Source organism: Kitasatospora sp. cg17-2 (assembly GCF_054031055.1).
Genome location: NZ_CM132923.1, coordinates 6683120 through 6700554, shown reverse-complemented (window position 1 = coordinate 6700554; position 17435 = coordinate 6683120). Strand labels below are relative to the sequence as shown.

Annotated in this window: 15 protein-coding genes; 10 read left to right on the top strand and 5 right to left on the bottom strand. The window is 75.8% G+C overall.

Annotated features, from left to right (window positions below; translation table 11 throughout):
• Positions 1 to 34: 34 nt before the first annotated feature.
• Positions 35 to 1582 (bottom strand): MFS transporter, encoded by a 1548-nt coding sequence (locus ACW14Y_RS28205; RefSeq protein ID WP_456983739.1) that lies wholly within the window; start codon positions 1580 to 1582, stop codon positions 35 to 37.
• 151 nt (positions 1583 to 1733) lie between these two features.
• Here ACW14Y_RS28205 and ACW14Y_RS28200 point away from each other — a divergent pair, with 151 nt between their 5' ends.
• The 3 genes from ACW14Y_RS28200 (at position 1734) to ACW14Y_RS28190 (ending at position 4065) form a co-directional block, all read left to right on the top strand.
• Positions 1734 to 2438: a TetR/AcrR family transcriptional regulator gene (locus tag ACW14Y_RS28200; protein WP_456983738.1), complete on the top strand. Its 705-nt coding sequence runs from the start codon at positions 1734 to 1736 to the stop codon at positions 2436 to 2438.
• Positions 2439 to 2529: 91 nt separating this feature from the next.
• The gene (locus ACW14Y_RS28195; protein ID WP_380299853.1) at positions 2530 to 3342 is read left to right on the top strand and encodes an enoyl-CoA hydratase/isomerase family protein; all 813 of its coding nucleotides are present in this window, start codon (positions 2530 to 2532) and stop codon (positions 3340 to 3342) included.
• Positions 3343 to 3462: 120 nt separating this feature from the next.
• Positions 3463 to 4065, top strand: coding sequence for a hypothetical protein (locus tag ACW14Y_RS28190; RefSeq protein ID WP_456983735.1), 603 nt, complete (start codon positions 3463 to 3465; stop codon positions 4063 to 4065).
• Positions 4066 to 4147: 82 nt separating this feature from the next.
• Here ACW14Y_RS28190 and ACW14Y_RS28185 read toward each other — a convergent pair whose 3' ends face one another.
• On the bottom strand, positions 4148 to 5365 hold the full coding sequence (locus ACW14Y_RS28185) for an acyl-CoA dehydrogenase family protein (protein ID WP_045939259.1): 1218 nt from the start codon (positions 5363 to 5365) through the stop codon (positions 4148 to 4150).
• 135 nt (positions 5366 to 5500) lie between these two features.
• On the opposite strand from ACW14Y_RS28185, the gene ACW14Y_RS28180 reads away from it, so the two are divergent.
• Both ACW14Y_RS28180 and ACW14Y_RS28175 read left to right on the top strand, forming a co-directional pair.
• Positions 5501 to 6151, top strand: a complete 651-nt coding sequence (locus tag ACW14Y_RS28180) for a TetR family transcriptional regulator (RefSeq protein ID WP_456983733.1) — start codon at positions 5501 to 5503, stop codon at positions 6149 to 6151.
• 168 nt (positions 6152 to 6319) lie between these two features.
• Complete coding sequence (locus ACW14Y_RS28175; RefSeq protein ID WP_456983731.1) at positions 6320 to 7774, top strand: cellulase family glycosylhydrolase; 1455 nt, start codon at positions 6320 to 6322, stop codon at positions 7772 to 7774.
• 63 nt (positions 7775 to 7837) lie between these two features.
• On the opposite strand, the gene ACW14Y_RS28170 is transcribed toward ACW14Y_RS28175, so the two are convergent.
• A complete protein-coding gene (locus ACW14Y_RS28170) occupies positions 7838 to 10144 on the bottom strand; it encodes a M3 family metallopeptidase (protein ID WP_456983730.1) in 2307 nt (768 codons plus the stop codon).
• A gap of 190 nt (positions 10145 to 10334) precedes the next feature.
• Between ACW14Y_RS28170 and ACW14Y_RS28165 the strand changes: the two genes are divergently transcribed.
• The gene (locus ACW14Y_RS28165; RefSeq protein WP_380299843.1) at positions 10335 to 12050 is read left to right on the top strand and encodes a bifunctional 3'-5' exonuclease/DNA polymerase; all 1716 of its coding nucleotides are present in this window, start codon (positions 10335 to 10337) and stop codon (positions 12048 to 12050) included.
• A gap of 13 nt (positions 12051 to 12063) precedes the next feature.
• Here the strand turns inward: ACW14Y_RS28165 and dhaM are convergent, their stop codons facing one another.
• The gene (gene dhaM / locus ACW14Y_RS28160) at positions 12064 to 12456 is read right to left on the bottom strand and encodes a dihydroxyacetone kinase phosphoryl donor subunit DhaM (protein ID WP_380299844.1); all 393 of its coding nucleotides are present in this window, start codon (positions 12454 to 12456) and stop codon (positions 12064 to 12066) included.
• A 252-nt stretch (positions 12457 to 12708) separates the two neighbouring features.
• On the opposite strand from dhaM, the gene dhaK reads away from it, so the two are divergent.
• Positions 12709 to 13704, top strand: a complete 996-nt coding sequence (gene dhaK / locus ACW14Y_RS28155) for a dihydroxyacetone kinase subunit DhaK (protein WP_380299845.1) — start codon at positions 12709 to 12711, stop codon at positions 13702 to 13704.
• A gap of 47 nt (positions 13705 to 13751) precedes the next feature.
• The gene (gene dhaL, locus ACW14Y_RS28150; RefSeq protein WP_456983727.1) at positions 13752 to 14453 is read left to right on the top strand and encodes a dihydroxyacetone kinase subunit DhaL; all 702 of its coding nucleotides are present in this window, start codon (positions 13752 to 13754) and stop codon (positions 14451 to 14453) included.
• Here dhaL and ACW14Y_RS28145 read toward each other — a convergent pair.
• Positions 14450 to 15640: a PP2C family protein-serine/threonine phosphatase gene (locus tag ACW14Y_RS28145; RefSeq protein ID WP_380299847.1), complete on the bottom strand. Its 1191-nt coding sequence runs from the start codon at positions 15638 to 15640 to the stop codon at positions 14450 to 14452. The two genes, dhaL and ACW14Y_RS28145, sit on opposite strands and share 4 nt — an antisense overlap.
• Positions 15641 to 15860: 220 nt before the next feature.
• Here ACW14Y_RS28145 and ACW14Y_RS28140 point away from each other — a divergent pair, with 220 nt between their 5' ends.
• Complete coding sequence (locus ACW14Y_RS28140; protein WP_380299848.1) at positions 15861 to 16802, top strand: PrsW family glutamic-type intramembrane protease; 942 nt, start codon at positions 15861 to 15863, stop codon at positions 16800 to 16802.
• Between the two features lie 355 nt (positions 16803 to 17157).
• A complete protein-coding gene (locus ACW14Y_RS28135) occupies positions 17158 to 17376 on the top strand; it encodes a heavy-metal-associated domain-containing protein (RefSeq protein WP_030395102.1) in 219 nt (72 codons plus the stop codon).
• Positions 17377 to 17435: the final 59 nt, after the last annotated feature.

Below are 17435 nucleotides of genomic sequence, written 5' to 3'. Positions count from 1 at the left end.
CGCGCCGTACCCGCCGTCGGGCGGCCCCGACCGGCTACCGCTCGCCGCGCTCCGCCGCCCCGGCCGGCCGCAGCCGCAGCGCCAGCAGCACGACCAGCGCCATCACGCCCGACGCCGAGAGGAAGACGGTGTCCACCGCGTCCACGAAGCCCGCCACCGCGTGCTCCCGGGCCGCGCCGGTCAGCCGGCCGACCGCGCCCAGCGCCACCCCAGGCTCGGCCGCGCTGAACTCCCGCGCCAGCACGGTGCCGAAGACGGCCGCCCCCAGCGCGCTGCCCAGGGTCTGGAAGAACCGGACACCGGTGGTGGCCACCCCCAACTGGTGGGCCGGGGCGGCGGCCTGGACCACGGAGATCAGGTGCCCGATCAACTGGCCCAGCCCCACGCCGAGCAGCAGCAGTTCGGCCCGGACCAGCCACAGCGACGTCCCCGGCCCGCTCAGCCCGAGCAGCAGCAGCGCGGTGGCGGAGCAGACGGCGCCCGCCGCCAGGACGGCGCGGACCGACACCCCCCGGGCCGTCAGCCGGTCGACCACCAGGCCGATCACGGTCATCCCGACCGCCATCGGGAGCAGGTAGAGGCCGGCCGAGGTCGCGGCGACCCCCCGGGCGATCTGGAGGTAGAGCATCACGTACATGATCGCGCCCATCATCCCCGCCCCGACCAGGCCCTGCAGCGCGAAGCCGATCCGGATCTCCGGGATCCGGAACAGCGAGAGGGGCAGCACCGGGTCGGGAGCGGTGGCCTGACGACGGAGGAAGAGCACGAACACCAGCACGGTGGCCGCGGCCAGGCCGAGCAGTTGCGGGGAGGTCCAGCCGTAGGTCCGGCCGCCCCACTCGGTGATCAGCAGCAGGCCGGTGGCGAAGGCCGCGGCCAGGGTGGCGCCGAGGAAGTCCAGCCCGCGCCGGCCGGTCCCGGCGGGCAGCCGCAGCACCAGCACGGCCCCGGCCAGCACGGCCAGGCCGATCGGCAGGTTGACGTAGAAGATCCAGCGCCAGCTCAGGTGGTCCGCGAGCAGCCCTCCGATCAGCGGTCCGACGGCCATTCCGCCACCGGCGACGATCCCGCCCGCGCCGCCCCCGCCGCCGCCCTCGTCCGGATCCTTCAGCTGGGCCATCACCACCATGGTCACGCTCATCAGCCCGCCCCCGCCGATGCCCTGGACCGCCCGGAACGCGATGAGCTGCTCCATCGAGCCGGCCGCCCCGCAGAGCGCCGAGCCGAGCAGGAAGGTGCCGACCGCGCCGATCAGTACCCGCTTCGCCCCGTAGACGTCGCAGAGCTTGCCGTAGAGCGGCAGCAGCGCGGTCGCGGCCAGGGCGAACGCGCTGACCAGCCAGGGCAGTCGGTCGACGCCGTGGACCGGGTCGAGGTCCCGGACGATCGGCACGGTGGCCGCCGACACGATGTTCATGTCGAGCACCGCCAGCACGATCGTGACCAGGCAGAGCAGCATGCCCAGCTTGCGCCGGGACTCGGTCATCAGCTCCGCCGCGGGCGCGGCCGGTGCCGGAGCGGTCGGCGTCGCGGCGGTCGGCGGTCCGGCCGCCGGAGCGATCGGCGGTGTGGTCACGGCCATCGGAAGTCCCCCCTGGGATCGCGGAGTCCGGGCGTCGGGACGCCCCGCGCCGAACCGGTTCGGCCCGGCGGCGCGGCACCACCATGGCAGTCTTTTTTGACTCGGTCAATTCTTCAGCCCGGTACATCTTTGATCCTGGTACAGTCACTTCATGACGAAAATCGCGGTCGGGACCACCGGAACCGGGGCCGACGGGAGCGGGGGCGACAAGGCCGCACCGGGCCTGCGGGAGCGCAAGAAGCGGCAGACCGCGATCCGGATCTGGCAGACCGCCATCGCCCTGTTCGCCGAACGCGGCTTCGACGAGGTCTCGGTGGCCGAGATCGCCGCCGCCGCCGAGGTGTCCAAGATGACCGTCTTCAACTACTTCGCGACCAAGGAGGACCTCGTCCTCGGGCCGATGGAGCAGCACATCGGCGAGCCCGCCCGGGTGGTGCGCGAGGCGGCCCCGGAGGTCCCGGCGGTGACCGCGCTGCACACCCACTACGTCGCCGCGCTGGCCGCGTTCGACCCGGCGACCGGCCTGAGCGACCAGCAGCAGGTGATCGACGTGGTCCGGCTGATCCACCGCACCCCGGTGCTGGCGCTGCGGGCGTACGCGGGCTTCGACGCGGGCGCCCGGGCGGCGCTCACCACCGAACTGCTCGCCCGGGACCCGGCGCAGGACCCGCTGACCGCCCGGGTCGCCGCCGCCCAGCTGCTCGGCACCCAGCTGACCCTGACGGAGGAGAACCAGCGCCGGATGCTGACCGGCGACCGGGCGGCGGACGTCCTGCCCGAGGCCCTGGCCGCCGCCGACCGGGCCTTCGCCCTGGCCGCGCGGGGGCTCGGCGACTACGGCGCCGCCCGGTCCTGAGCCGCGCGGCCCGACCCTGAGCCACGCCGCCGGACTCCGGGGGGCCGGACTCTGGGAGAGTGGCCGCACCCACACCCTCCCGGAGGTGCCCATGGCCACCCGGCCGCTGCTGACGCGCGACCGCGCCCCGCTGCCCACCGAGACCGAGGGCCTCAACGCCCACGTCGGCGAGGACGGCGTCGCGGTGCTGGAGTTCGACCGCCCGCACCGGCGCAACGCCGTCACCCTGGCGATCTGGCAGGCCCTGCCGGAGGTGCTGAAGCGGCTGGCCGAGGAACCGGGCGTGCGCGCGCTGCTGGTCACCGGAGCGGGCGGCACCTTCAGTGCCGGTGCCGACATCGACGAACTGGCCGGGGTCTACGGCGATCCGGACCGGGCCGACGCCTACCACGCGGTGAACGTCGCCGCGGAGGAGGCCCTGGCCGCATTCCCGCACCCGACCCTCGCCGTGGTGCACGGCGCCTGCGTCGGCGGCGGCTGCCAGCTGGCGGTCGCCTGCGACCTGCGCTTCGTCGCCGAGGACGCCCGGCTCGGCATCACCCCGGCCAAGCTGGGCGTGGTCTATCCGGCGGTGCCCACCCTGCGGCTGGCCCGGCTGGTGGGCCCGGCCCGCGCCAAGTACCTGCTGTTCTCGGGCGAGTTGCTGTCCGCGCCGGAGGCGGCCGCGCTCGGGCTGGCCGAACGCGTCCTGCCGGCCGCCGAACTGGACGCCGAGGCACTGGGGTTCGCCCGGCTGCTGACCACCCGCTCGCCGCAGACCATCGGCGCGGTCAAGGCCGCGCTGGCGGTGCCGCCGGAGCGGGCGGCCGAGGCCCTCGCGCCCTGGGAGCGCCGCTCCCGGGAGGCCCCGGACGTCCGCGAGGGCCTCGCCGCCTTCCTCGAACGGCGGCCGCCGCGGTTCTGACGGGGTCGGACCAGGTCGGACAGGGTCGGCCGGGGTGGAACGGGCGCCCGGCCGGAACCGGCCCGGCGGATACGATCATGCGACCGATCCGCCGCCGAACCAGCCTGGAGCACCACCGAGATGACCACCGCGACGACCACCGGCACTCCGCCGACGACGGCCCGGGCCCGCCGGATCACCGACGGCCTGGAGCCGAAGAACGTGATCATCGCGATGCTGCTTCTGCTCGGCGGCCTCCGCTACGGCTGGACCGGCCTCGCCTGGGCGGCGTTCGCGGCCGTGTTCACCGCCGTGGTCCCGACCCTGCTGATCCACTTCGGCATGCGCCGGGGCACCGTCGGCGACCGCCACGTCGGCCACCGGCAGCGGCGGCTCACGCTCTTCCCGCTGATCATGGTCTCGGTCGCGACCGGCCTCGTGGTGATGCGCGCCGCGGACGCCCCGCGCGACCTGACCGCGACGGTGGTGGCGATGCTCGCCTCACTGGTCCCGATCCTGGTGATCACCGTCTGGTGGAAGATCTCCGTGCACACCGCCGTGGCGAGCGGCGCGACGGTCTGCCTGGCCGTCGCGCTCTCGCCCTGGTGGCTGCTGCTCTATCCGCTGGTGGCGGCGATCGGCTGGTCCCGGGTGGTGCTGCGGGACCACACCACCGCGCAGACGGTCGTCGGCACGGTGGTGGGCGCCCTGTCGGCCGGGCTCACCTTCTGGGCCGCCCGCTGATCCCCGGGCCCCGCGACCGCCGCCCGCCGACCCCCGGGCCCCGCGACCGCCGCCCGCCGACCCCCGGCCCGGCCGTCGGCGGTCAGCGGATCGGCAGACCCGAGACGGCCCGGGCGATCACCAGCCGCTGGATCTCGCTGGTGCCCTCGAAGATCGAGTAGATCGCGCTGTCCCGGTGCATCCGCTCGACCGGGTACTCCCGGGTGAAGCCGTTGCCGCCGAGGATCTGCATCGCCTGCGCGGTGACCCACTTGGCGGTCTCGCCCGCGTAGAGCTTGGACATCGAGCCCTCGGCCGAGGTGAACGGCTGGTTGGTGGCGGCCATCCAAGAGGCCCGCCAGACCAGGAGCCTGGCCGCGTCGATCCGGGTCTTCATGTCGGCCAGCTGGAAGGCGACGCCCTGGTTGTCGATGATCGGGCGGCCGAACTGCACCCGGGTCTTCGCGTAGTCCAGCGCCACCTCGTAGGCGGCCCGGGCGATCCCGATCGCCTGCGCGCCGACGGCGGGCCGGGAGGCCTCGAAGGTGGCCATCGCGGCGTTCCGACCGGACTTGCGGACGCCCTCGCGGGCCCGGGCGAGGCGCTCGTCCAGCTTCTCCTTGCCGCCGAGCAGGCAGTGCCCGGGCAGCCGGACGGAGTCCAGCACCACCTCGGCGGTGTGCGAGGCCCGGATGCCGTGCTTCTTGAACTTCTGGCCCTGGCTCAGCCCCGGCGTCCCCGGCGGCACCACGAAGGACGCCTGCCCGCGCGCGCCGAGCGCCGGGTCGACGGTGGCCACCACCACGTGGACGGCGGCGATCCCGCCGTTGGTGGCCCAGGTCTTGGTGCCGTTCAGCACCCACTCGTCGGTGGCCTCCTCGTACACGGCGCGGGTGCGCAGCGCGGAGACGTCGGAGCCGGCGTCGGGCTCGGAGGAGCAGAACGCCGCCACCTTGACGTCGTCCGGGGTGCCGAACATCTGCGGCGCCCAGGTGCCGATCTGCTCGTCCGTGCCGTTGGCGAGGACCGCGACGGCGGCGAGGGTGGTGCCGACGATGGACAGGCCGATGCCCGCGTCGCCCCAGAAGAGTTCCTCCATGGCGATCGGGATGCCGACGCCGGAGGGGTCGAAGTACTGCTGGGCGTAGAAGTCCAGCGAGTAGATGCCGAGCTTGGCGGCCTCCTGGATGATCGGCCAGGGGGTCTCCTCGCGCTCGTCCCACTCGGCGGCGGCGGGCCGCACCACGTCGGCGGCGAAACCGTGCAGCCAGTCGCGGACGGCGATCTGGTCCGGACCCGGGTCCAGCGAGAAGGTGCTCATGAGTGGGTGCCTCCGACGAAAGGTGCGACCGACCGGGGTGTTACCACCGGTAACATCGTCGGAGTCTGCTACTGCTTGGTAACCGGTGTCAACGCCGGTGCCGCAACACCCGGCCCGGAAGCGAAGGAACAGCGCATGGACCCAGAGCCCCGCCGCGAGCAGTTGCTCAACGCCGCCGACCGGGTCGTCCAGCGTGAGGGCCCGGGCGCGAGCATGAACGCCATCGCCGCCGAGGCCGGCATCACCAAGCCGATCCTCTACCGGCACTTCGGCGACCGGAACGGTCTGATCCGGGCCCTGACCGAACGCCACACCGGCGGGCTGCTGGCCGCCGTCCGGGCCGCGCTGGCCGAACCGCTGGAACGCCGCGACCGGGTCGAGCACGTCCTGGACACCTACCTCGCCGGGATCGAGTCCCGCCCCCAGGTCTACCGGCTGCTCACCCACCCCGAACCCGGAGACCCCAGCGGCGCGGGCAACGCGCTCGCCCCGGCGCTCCGGCAGATCGCCGACGAGATCACCCGGGCCGTCGCCGGGCAGGTCGACCTCGGCGCCGACCGCGAACTGCTCGCCGAGGTCTGGGGGCGGGCGATCACCGGCATGGTGCTGGCGGCCGGCGACTGGTGGCTGGAGTCCCGGCCCTGCTCGCGCACCCGGATGGTGCAGGCGCTCGCCGACCTGCTCTGGGGGCGGCTCGCCGCCGCCGCGGACCTGCCGACCGCCGCCCTGCCCGCCGGGCCGGCGCCGGCCCCGGCGGCCGAGCCCCCGGACCGACCCACCGGCTGACCCACCGGCCGCCCCACCGGCTGACCCACCGGCTGACCCACCGGCCGACCCACCGCCAACCTCCCGTACCGGCAGCCGGGTTCCGCTTCGGGTCCGCACCGCTCCCTTGTGCGGCGCGGACCCGGCGGGCATCATCGGGCCCCACCCCCGCCCACCCCGGAGGTCCCGATGCGCCCGCCCCGCACCGCCGTTGCCCTCCTGATCGCCGCCGCCCTCGCCCTGCCCGCCGCTCCGGCCCGGGCCCACTCCCCGTCCCGCGCACCGGCGTTCCCCACCGGTACCGCCACCGCCCCGGACGGCCGCACCGACCTCACCGACGCCGCCGGCCGCCGGCTCCAGCTGCGCGGCTTCAACCTGGACAAGTACGCCGAGGCCACCGAGCAGGACCTCGGCTCGATCGCCGCCCGGGGCTTCACCCTGGTCCGCCTGCCGGTCTCCTGGACCAGGCTGGAGCCGACCCGGGGCCGCCTCGACCCGGCCGAACTGCGACGGCTGCACCGGCTCCTGGACGCGGCCGACCGCGCCGGGCTGCTCGTCCTGGTCGACCTCCACCAGGACGTCTACGGCCCGTACTTCGGCGGCGGGGACCGCGGCGTCCCGCCCTGGGCCACCCGCGACGACGGCCTGCCGTTCGAACCCGACCCCGACGACTGGTTCGCCGGCTACTTCCAGCCCGGCGTCCAGGCCGCCTTCCGGCACCTCTACGACGACCCCGACCTGCGCGCCTGGCAGACCGACTTCTACACCCGGCTGGCCCGCGAACTGCGCGGCCACCGCTCGCTGCTGGGCTACGACCTGTTCAACGAGCCGTTCGGCCCGGTGGACGGCGACCCGGCCGACCCGGAGGTGCTCGCCCGCGCCGCCGCCGAGCTGGAACAGGGCCGGCTGGCCGCCATGTACCGGCGGCTGATCACCGCCGTGCGCCGGGCCGACACCCGCGCCTGGCTGTTCGTCGAACCGACCGTCCTGGTCGGCCAGGGCGTCCCCACCCGGCTGCCCGGCTTCACCGACCCCCGCCCCGGCGCGCCCCGGCTCGGCTACGCGCCGCACTTCTACGACACCGCCGTGGAGTCCGGCGCCGACTGGGACCCGGCCGGCGGTTTCGTCGAGCGCTACACCGCCGCGATCACCGCCTACCCGACCGCCCGCCGACTGCCGGTGCTGGTCGGCGAGTGGGGCCCGCCGAACTCCCGCACACCCGGCAACACCCAGCTGGTCCGACGCCAGGTCGAGGCGATGGACGGCTTCGCGGGCGGCTGGACACTCTGGTACTGGTGCCGGGGCAACGGCGGCTACTGCGCGCTCGATCCGGCCGGCCGGCCCGCCCCGGGCGAGGAACCGGCCTTCGGCCCGTACCCGGTCGCGACCGCCGGCACGGGCGCCCGGACCGCCTCGGACGGCGCCCGGCACACCGTCCGCTGGAACGCCGACGGCACCGGCCGGAGCACCGAACTCGCCCTGCCGGCCGCCGCGTTCCCCACCGGTGTGCGGATCACCGCACAGCCGTCCGGCGCCCTGGTCGAGGTCGAGCAGCCGAGCGGCGAGCGGGCCGGTCACGCCCGGATCCGGCTCCCGCACGCCCGCCCGGGCACTCCGGTCACCGTCGTCCTGGAACCGCGCTGACCCCCGGTCGTTCCCGGGTCCCGGTCCGGCGGCGCGGTGCGCGCCGCCGGACCGGTGCCCCCGCTACAGCAGCCCGCGCCGGGCCAGCAGCGGGGCGGTCTCCGGGTCGCGCCCGACCACCGCGCGGAAGGAGTCCAGCGCGTCCCGGCTGTCGCCGCGCGCCAGCAGCTCGCGCCGGAACACCTCGCCGCTCTCGCGCACGCTCCGCCCGCCGTCCTTGAACCACTCCACCGTGTCGGCGTCCAGGACCTCCGACCAGATGTACGCGTAGTAGCCCGCGCTGTAGCCGCCGGCGAAGATGTGCCCGAAGTACGTGGTCCGGTAGCGCGGCGGGACAGCCGCCACCGCCAGCCCGGCCTTGGCCAGCGCCGCCGCCTCGAACTCCTCGGCGTCCGCCACCTCCTGGCCCTCCGGCAGGGTGTGCCAGGCCCAGTCCAGCAGCGCCGCCGCCAGGTACTCGACGGTCCGGAAGCCCTGCCCGAAGGACTCCGCCGCCTCGATCCGCCCGACCAGCTCGGCCGGCAGCGGCTCGCCCGTGGCGTGGTGGCGCGCGTAGTTGGCCAGGACCTCCGGCCACACCATCCACATCTCGTTCACCTGGGACGGGAACTCCACGAAGTCCCCCCCCCCCCCCCCCCCCCCCCCCCCCCCCCCCCCCCCCCCCCCCCCCCCCCCCCCCCCCCCCCCCCCCCCCCCCCCCCCCCCCCCCCCCCCCCCCCCCCCCCCCCCCCCCCCCCCCCCCCCCCCCCCCCCCCCCCCCCCCCCCCCCCCCCCCCCCCCCCCCCCCCCCCCCCCCCCCCCCCCCCCCCCCCCCCCCCCCCCCCCCCCCCCCCCCCCCCCCCCCCCCCCCCCCCCCCCCCCCCCCCCCCCCCCCCCCCCCCCCCCCCCCCCCCCCCCCCCCCCCCGCGGCACGGCGGTGCCCGCGAAGTACGGGAAGCGCACGTCCGAGAACAGCCCGTGCAGCGCGTGGCCGAACTCGTGGAACAGCGTGCGCACCTCGTCCCAGGACAGCAGCACCGGCTCACCGGGCGCCGGCTTGGCGATGTTCAGGTTGTTGTAGACCACCGGCCGCTGGCCCAGCAGCCCGGACTGGGTGACCAGTTCGTCCATCCAGGCCCCGCCGCGCTTGGACGCCCGGGCGTGGAAGTCGCCGAGGAACAGGCCGAGCGCGGTGCCGTCCGCGTCGAACACCTCGAAGACCCGCACCTCGGGGTGGTAGCCGACCAGGTCGGGGCGCTCGGTGAAGCTCACCCCGTAGGCCAGGTTCGCGGCGAAGAAGACGCCGTCCCGCAGCACCCGCTCCAGCTCGAAGTACGGGCGCAGCGCCGCCGCGTCCACCTGGTACGAGGACTGCCGGACCTGCTCCGAGTAGTACGCCCAGTCGTGGGCGGCGATCTCCTCGACACCGTCGGCGGCGGCGACCTTGGCCAGCTCGGCGGCCTCCCGGCGGGCGTTGGCCACGGCCGGCGGCACCAGCCGGGCGAGCAGCGCGTCCACCGCCTCCACGGTGCCGGCCGTCTCGTCGGCCACCACGTAGGCGGCGTGGGTGTCGTACCCGAGCAGCCGGGCCCGCTCGGCGCGCAGCGCGGACATCCGGATCGCCAGCGGGCCGTTGGTCCCGGCGGCCCGGCCGAGCGAGGCGGTGAGCAGCCGCTCCCGCACCGAGCGGTCGGTGAGCGAGGCGAGCTCGGTCTGGTTGGAGAAGTTCTTCAGGCTGAGCACGTAGGTGCCCTCGCGCCCGAGCGCGCGGCCGTTCTCGGCGGCCGCCGCGATCGCGTCCGGGGAGAGGCCGGCCAGCTCCTCGGCGGACTCCAGCACCAGCGCGCGGGCCTGCGAGTCGGCCGACACGTTCTGGCGGAACTCCGAGGCGAAGGACGCCAGTTCGGCGTTGATCCCGCGCAGCCGGGCCTGCTGCTCGGCACCCAGCCGGGCGCCCGCCCGGACGAACGCGGTGTACCGGCGTTCCAGCAGCCGCAGCGACTCCGGGTCCAGGTCGAGTTCGGCGCGGCGGGAGTGCAGCTCCTCGACCCGGGCGAACAGCGCGGCGTCCAGGTGGATCGCGTCCCGGTGCGCGGCCAGCCGGGGGCTGATCTCCGCGTCGATCCGGTCGACCTCGGGGGTGGTGTCGGCGGAGGAGTGGTTGTCGAAGACCCCGCGGACCCGGCGCAGCAGCGCCCCCGAGCGCTCCAGCGCGACCAGGGTGTTCTCGACGGTCGCCGGCGCCGGATCGGCGGTGATCGCGGCGATCTCGGCCAGCTGCTCGGCCATCCCGCGCTCGAAGGCGGGCAGGTAGTGCGCCGGCCGGATCTCGGCGAACGGCGGCAGTTCGTAGGCCAGGGTGCTGGCCGTGAAGAACGGGTTCTCGGTCATTCCGCCGACCTTACGCCGTGTCATCGGCGCTGCCTACGCCTCCTCCCGGCCACCGGCGCGCACCTGACGCGCGCGCCCCGGCCCGGCCGCCGAACGGCACGGCTCCGGTTGTCGTACCCTCCCGCTACCGTCGGAACCGACCGGCCGTACGCCCCCGGACGGCCCCCGTCCGCACGAGAGGAGGAGCCCCGTGGCACCCAGGATCGCCCTCGCCCCCGACCCGCACGGCCCCGGCGGCCGGCTCCAGCCGCTCGACGACGCGGGCACCCCGCTCGGGCCGCCCGTCCCCGTGCCCGACCTCGCCGCCGCCGTCGCCGGGCGGGAGGCCGCCGAGCACCCGCGCTGGGTGTGGGCCGCCGCCGACTCCGGCTACGACCCGCTGCTCCCCCGGCTGCCCGGCCGGCTCGCCCGCTGCCACGACCTGCGGCTGGTCGAGGCGCTGCTGCTCGCCCACGAGGGCCGGTTCGGCGCCCCCCGGTCGCTGGGCGCCGCCTGGGCCCGGCTGCGCGGTCTGCCGGTGCCCGCCGACCTGCCCGAGCCCGGCTCCGCGGAGGCCGACGACGGCCAGGACACGCTGTTCGCCCCCGACCGGCTCCAGCTGCCGCCCGGCACCGACCCGCTGGCCGCCGTGGTCGCCGTCCACGCCGAGCAGCAGCGCCGGCTGGCGGCGATCGACGACCCGGCGGCCCGGGGCCGGTACCGGCTGCTGGTGGCCGCCGAGTCGGCGGGCGCGCTGTCCGCCGCCGAGATGGGCCACGACGGCCTGCCCTGGCGGACGGACGTGCACGACCGGCTGCTCACCGAGCTGCTCGGCCCCCGCCCGACCGTCGCCGGCGCGCAGCCGCGCGTGCTCGCCGAGCTCGCGGCCGAGCTCCGGGAGGCGCTCGGCGGCCGCGTGTTCAACCCCGACTCGCACGCCCAGGTGCTGCGCGCCTTCGCCGAGGCCGGCATCCAGCTCGGCTCCACCCGCTCCTGGGAGCTGAAGCGGATCGACCACCCGGCGGCCCGGCTGCTGATCCGCTACAAGGAGCTGTCCCGGCTCCACGTGGCGCACGGCTGGGCCTGGCAGGACGCCTGGGTGCGCGACGGCCGGTTCCGCCCCGAGTACGTGGTCGGCGGCGTGGTCTCCGGCCGCTGGGCCAGCCGCGGCGGCGGCGCGCTGCAGATCCCGCGCATCCTGCGCCGCGCCGTGGTCGCCGACCCGGGCCGGCTGCTGGTGGTCGCCGACGCCGCCCAGTTGGAGCCCCGGGTCCTCGCCGCGCTCTCCCAGGACGCCGGGCTGGCCCGCACCGCGGCCGGCGGGGACCTGTACGAGGCGCTCGCCGCCTCCGCCTTCCAGGGCGACCGCGACAAGGCCAAGCTCGGCCTGCTCGGCGCCATGTACGGCCAGACCAGTGGCGACATCGGCCCGCTGCTGGCGACCCTGCGCACCCGCTACCCGGCCGCGATGGGCTATGTCGAGGCGGCCGCCCGCACCGGCGAGGACGGCGGCGTGGTGGCCTCCCGGCTGGGCCGTCCGTGCCCGCCCGCCTCGGCCGACTTCCTCGACCTGACCGAGGCGGGCGAGGCCGGCGGCGAGGAGGGCGGGCGCCGGGCCCGCTCCCGGGGCCGGTTCACCCGCAACTTCGTCATCCAGGCCAGTGCGGCGGACTGGGCGCTGGCGCTGCTGGCCGCGCTGCGGCGCCGGCTGGCCGAGCTGCCGGTGGCCTCGGCGGCGGACCGCCCGCACCTGGTGTTCTTCCAGCACGACGAGGTGATGGTGCACACCCCGGCCAATCTGGCGGACGAGGTGGCGGCGGCGGTCGACGCGGCGGCGGACGAGGCCCGGCGCCTGGTCTTCGGCGAGACCCCGGTCCGCTTCCCGCTGAGCACCGCCGTGGTGGAGTGCTACGCCGACGCCAAGTAGCTGACGCCGCTGTTCACAGCTTGCGGAAGCCTCGCGCCTCCTCGGCCGCAGCGACCACCTCGGCCAGCGCGGCCCCGGTCGAGGCGGTCACCGCGGCGGCGACCGCACCCTCCACGAACGGCGCGTCGACCAGTACCACCCCGGGGCGGGGCTCGTCCTCCAGCACGGTCTGCGCCGTCAGCACCGAGCTCCCGAGGTCCGGCAGCACCACGGCCCCGGCCCCGGAGTCCGCCGCCGCCACCGCCCGGGCGATCAGCTCGTAGCTGCTGCCGAGCCCGCCGTCCTCGGTCCCGGCGGCCACCAGCACCCGCACCTCCGGCGAGGCGAGCTCCCCCAGCAGTTCCCTCAACCCCGCGGCCAGCGTGGCGCTGTGCGAGACCAGGACGATGCCCACGTGTCCACTCATGCCCCCGACCCTAGGGCTCGTCGTCAAGCCCCCGTCCTCCGTCCGACGGGCGCCGGGCGGCTCCCCCGGCGGCGCCCCGCAGGCGGGGGTTCGACCACGGGCCCGCCGCCGGGTCCGCGACATCGCGGCCGGAACGCCCGCGCGTTGCTCCGAACGGGTGAGGAACCGGGCGGCACGGCGGATCCGGGACGCCGGAGGCCCCTCCGGCGTAGCGTCGGGTCAGCACCGTCGGCCGAGGGGAGCGCGTACACCGTGAAGAAGCTCATCAACACCGCGGAGACCGTCCTGGAGGACGCGCTGGCCGGAGTGGCCGCCGCCCATCCGGAGCTGGCGGTGGACCTCGTCCACCGGGTGATCACCCGGGCGGTGCGGCCGCCGGCCCCCAAGGTGGGCCTGGTGTCCGGCGGCGGGTCCGGGCACGAGCCGCTGCACGGCGGCTTCGTCGGCCCCGGCATGCTGGACGCGGCCTGCCCCGGCGAGGTCTTCACCTCGCCCGTCCCGGACCAGGTGCTGGCCGCCGCCGAGGCCGTGGACTCCGGCGCGGGCGTGGTGTTCGTGGTCAAGAACTACACCGGCGACGTGATGAACTTCGAGCTCGCCGCGGAGCTGGCCGCCGAGCGGGGCATCGAGGTCCGCACCGTGCTGGTCAACGACGACGTCGCGGTGGAGGACTCCACCTGGACGGCCGGCCGGCGCGGCACCGGCGCGACGGTGGCGGTGGAGAAGATCGCGGGCGCGCTGGCCGAGCGCGGCGCGCCGCTGGACGCGGTGGCCGCCCTGGGCGAGCGGGTGAACGCGGCCTCCCGCTCGTTCGCGATCGCGCTGACCGGGGCGACCGTCCCGGCGGCGGGGAAGCCCGGCTTCGAGCTGGCCGAGGACGAGATCGAGGTCGGCGTCGGCATCCACGGCGAACCGGGCCGCCGCCGGGAGAAGCTCCGCCCGGCCCGCGAACTGGTCGCCGAGGTGGTGTCGACGATCCTCACCGACCACCACCTGACCGCCGGGGACGAGGTGATCGCCCTGGTCAACGGACTGGGCGGGACGCCGCTGCTGGAGCTGTACATCGTGTTCGGCGAGGTCGCCGCCCGGCTGGCCGAGCACGGCATCACGGTGGCCCGCAGCCTGGTCGGCAACTACGTGACCAGCCTGGACATGGCGGGCTTCTCGCTCACCCTCACCAAGGCCGACGCGCAGCTGCTGGAGCTGTGGGACGCCCCGGTGGACACCCCGGCCCTCAAGCGCGCCTGAACCCGCCGCCGCCCGCCCCGGCCGAACGACCCGAAGGAGCCATCCCCATGGACGTCGACACCCGTCTCGCCGAGGACTGGGTCCGCGCGATCGCCGCGGCGGTCGAGCGCGAGCACGAGCACCTCACCGAGCTGGACTCGGCGATCGGCGACGGCGACCACGGCAGCAATCTGCGACGCGGCTTCACCGCCGTCCTGGCCGTCCTGGACGGCGCGGACGGCGCGGACAGTCCGTCCGGCCCGGTCGCGCCGGACGCCGGCCCCGGCGCGCTGCTGAGCAGGACCGGCACCACCCTGATCTCCAAGGTCGGCGGCGCCTCCGGCCCGCTCTACGGCAAGGCCTTCCGCGCGATCGGCGCCGCGCTGCCGCCGCCCGGACAGCCGCCCGCCGACGCGGCCGGACTGGGCGAGGCGCTGGCCGCCGGGCTGCGGGCGGTCCGGGACCTCGGCCGGGCCACGCCGGGGGACAAGACCCTCGTGGACGCCTGGACGCCCGCCCTGGACGCCTACCGCGAGGCGGTGGCCGCCGGGGCCGGACTGCCGGAGGCCGCCGCGGCGGCGGCCGCGGGCGCCGAGCGGGGCGCCCTGGACACCGTCCCGCTGCAGGCCCGCAAGGGCCGCGCCTCCTACCTCGGCCCGCGCAGCGTCGGCCACCAGGACCCGGGCGCCCGGTCCACCGTCCTGCTCTTCCGGGCCCTGGCCGGGACCACCGCCGCCCGGGCGGCCGAGCAGCCCGGGGCACCCACCTAGGACTGCACCGTCCAGGCCGGGTCGGTGCGGGTGACGAGCAGCAGCAGCGCGTCGTCCCGCAGCTCGCCCCCGGTGTGGGCGAGCAGGTCGGCGTAGACCCGGCCGACGGCCGCCTCCAGTTCGGCGGCGGAGCGGGCCGCGCCGCGCACCAGCGGCCCGACCCGCTCCGCCAGCGGGTAGAACTCGCCGCTGTCCCGGTGCCTGGCCTCGATCACGCCGTCGGTGCACAGCACCAGCACGTCCTCGATCCCGAACGCCTGGTCCCAGGTGCTCGGCTCGCCGAAGGCCAGTCGGCCGAGGCCGAGCGGCACCCAGGGGTCGGGGGCGTCCAGCACGTGCGCCAGGCCGTCCGGGTCGACCCGGATCGGCGGGACGTGCCCGCACTGCAGCAGCTCGACCACACCGGGCCGGCGGAACTCGGCGAACAGCGCGGTGGTGAACTCGCCGTCCGGCACGTGCCGCTCCACACTGGCCTCGATCCTGGCGGCCACCCCGCGCAGCCCGGCCTCGTCGTACGCGGCCTCGCGGAAGGCGCCCAGCACCACGGCGGCGGTCTGCACCGCGCCGAGCCCCTTGCCGCGCACGTCGCCGACGGCGACCCGGGTGCCGTGCGGGGTCTCCAGGACGGAGTAGAGGTCCCCGCCGATCCTGGAGGCGTCGGCGGCGGAGACGTACCGGACGGCGAGCCGCAGCGGCCCGACGACCGGGCCGGGCAGCCGCAGCAGGGCCCGCTGCGCGGCCTCCGCGACGGAGCTGACCGCCGCGAAGGCGGCGGCCCGGCGCATCCTGATCCTGGCGACCCAGGCGGAGAAGACGGTGAGCAGCAGATAGCTGACCATCGCGCCCCAGAGGAAGCGGGCGTCGTTGATGGTGTCGACCTCGTCGTAGTGGCTGAGGCCGAAGACGGCGAGCAGGCCGAGCCAGCAGACGCCGAGCAGTTCGAGCGGCCGCAGGGTGAGCGCGGCGATGCTGGGGACGACGGTCATCAGGGGCGCGAGGTAGCGGTCCCGGCCGGAGTAGAGGTCCGCGAGCCCGACCAGCACGATCGCGAGCAGGGCGGGCGAGGCCCGGCGCCAGAACGGGATGTCGAGCAGGTCGACGGCGAGCAGCGCGCCGCGCCGCCGGGCCGGCGGCTGCCCGGCGCCGGTCGGATCGGACGGCGACTGGGCTCGACGGATCGGGAACACATATCGAACATAACGGACGATCAACCCGCCCACCCCCGCACCCGTCCCACCCCGTCCCATCCCGTCTCACCCCCGACCCCGCCCCGTCCCCCCACCCCGGAACGCGGGCGTACCCCCGGACGCAGGCACCGTCACTCCACGGACTGTGCCAAAAGGTACCAAAGCACCTGATTCGTCATACAGTGCGACGAAAGCGGATCACACAAGGGAGCCCTCACCGGTGTCCGGATACCGCAACACCCCCCACCTCTCCGCCCCGTCCGTCCGCCCCTCGGCCCGCCCCGCCCAGTGGCCCCGGATCCTCCTCGGCGGACTGCTGCTGTGGATCGCGACCGTCGCCGTCACCTTCCTCACCGGCAACAGCAACCTGGTGCCGACGATCGTCCTGCTCGGCAGCTTCCTCGTCCCGGTCACCGTGGCGACCCGGGCCTACGAACGCCACGCCACCGGCCTCGGCGCCGACCGGATCCTCGGCTGCTTCGGCGTCGGCGGCCTCATCGGCGTACTCGGCGCCTCCGTCCTGGAGACCTGTCTGCTCTCCCCCTCGGCCTGGACGCACCTCGGCGTCGGCCTGATCGAGGAGGCCGCCAAGCTGACCGCCCTGGTCCTGGTCAGCCGTCGCGTGCGGGTGAGCGGCCTGCGCCACGGCCTGGTGCTGGGCGCCACCGTCGGCGCCGGCTTCGCCGCCTTCGAGAGCGCCGGGTACGCCTTCAACGCCGTACTCACCACCGACGGACTCTCGCTGCGCAACCTGGTGGAGACCGAGATCCTGCGCGGCGTCCTGGCCCCCGTCGGGCACATCCTGTGGACGGCACTGCTCGGCGGCGTGCTGTTCCGCGAGCGGCGCGGCGGCCGGTTCCGCCTCACCCCGCCGGTCCTGCTGACCTACCTCGGGGTCTCCGCGCTGCACGCGCTCTGGGACTCGATGAGCGGCATCGCGGTCTGGCTGGTGGCCCGGAGCACCTCCGCCGACTGGCAGCGCGCCCTGTTCGAGCTCGGCCGCCTGCCGAGCCCGACCACCGAGCAGGTCCACCTCTACACCCTGTACGACACGGCCGGGCTGCTCCTGGTCGCGCTCGGCGGACTGTCCTGGCTGCGCCTGCTCGTCCGCGGCGACCGGCGGTCCCCGATCCCGACCCAGCTCCCGTCCGCCCCGCTCTGAGCCCCCGCTCCCCTCCGCTCTCCCGCTGCTCCGATCCGCCCCGTTCCGGATCGAACCAGAACGGCCCGCCGTCCGACTACTGGGAGGGGCCCCCACCCGGGCGGCCCCCGGCGACGGCCTTCCGGGCCCGCCGCACGCGAATCCGCCCGCACCACGGCGCGGATTCGAGCGCAGCGTGTCCGGACGCCTACGCTCTGCTCTCGGAAAACGTTCCGGCCGTGCGCGGCGCGACAAACGGAATGCGATCCACACCACACCATCCGCACTCGTACGGAATACCCCCCAAGGGTATGGTGTTCCCAAGAGCAGGGCCCGGGCGTACGCTCGCGGCCGTACCGATCTTTCGGAGGCCCCGATGTCCAGCACCATCACCTACACCGTGACCGGCATGAGCTGCGGACACTGCGAGAACTCGGTGAGCAAGGAGCTCTCCGGCCTCGCCGGGGTGACGGAGGTCTCCGCCGACGCCAAGGCCGGTACCGTCACCGTCTCCACCAGCGACCAGCTGGACGACGAGCTGGTCCGCGCCGCCGTCGACGAGGCCGGTTACGAGCTGGTCGGCCGCTCGGCCTGAGAGCCCCCGCCGCGCAGCGGGGGCCGGTGACCGCGCCCCCGCCGCGCCCTCTCCTAGGA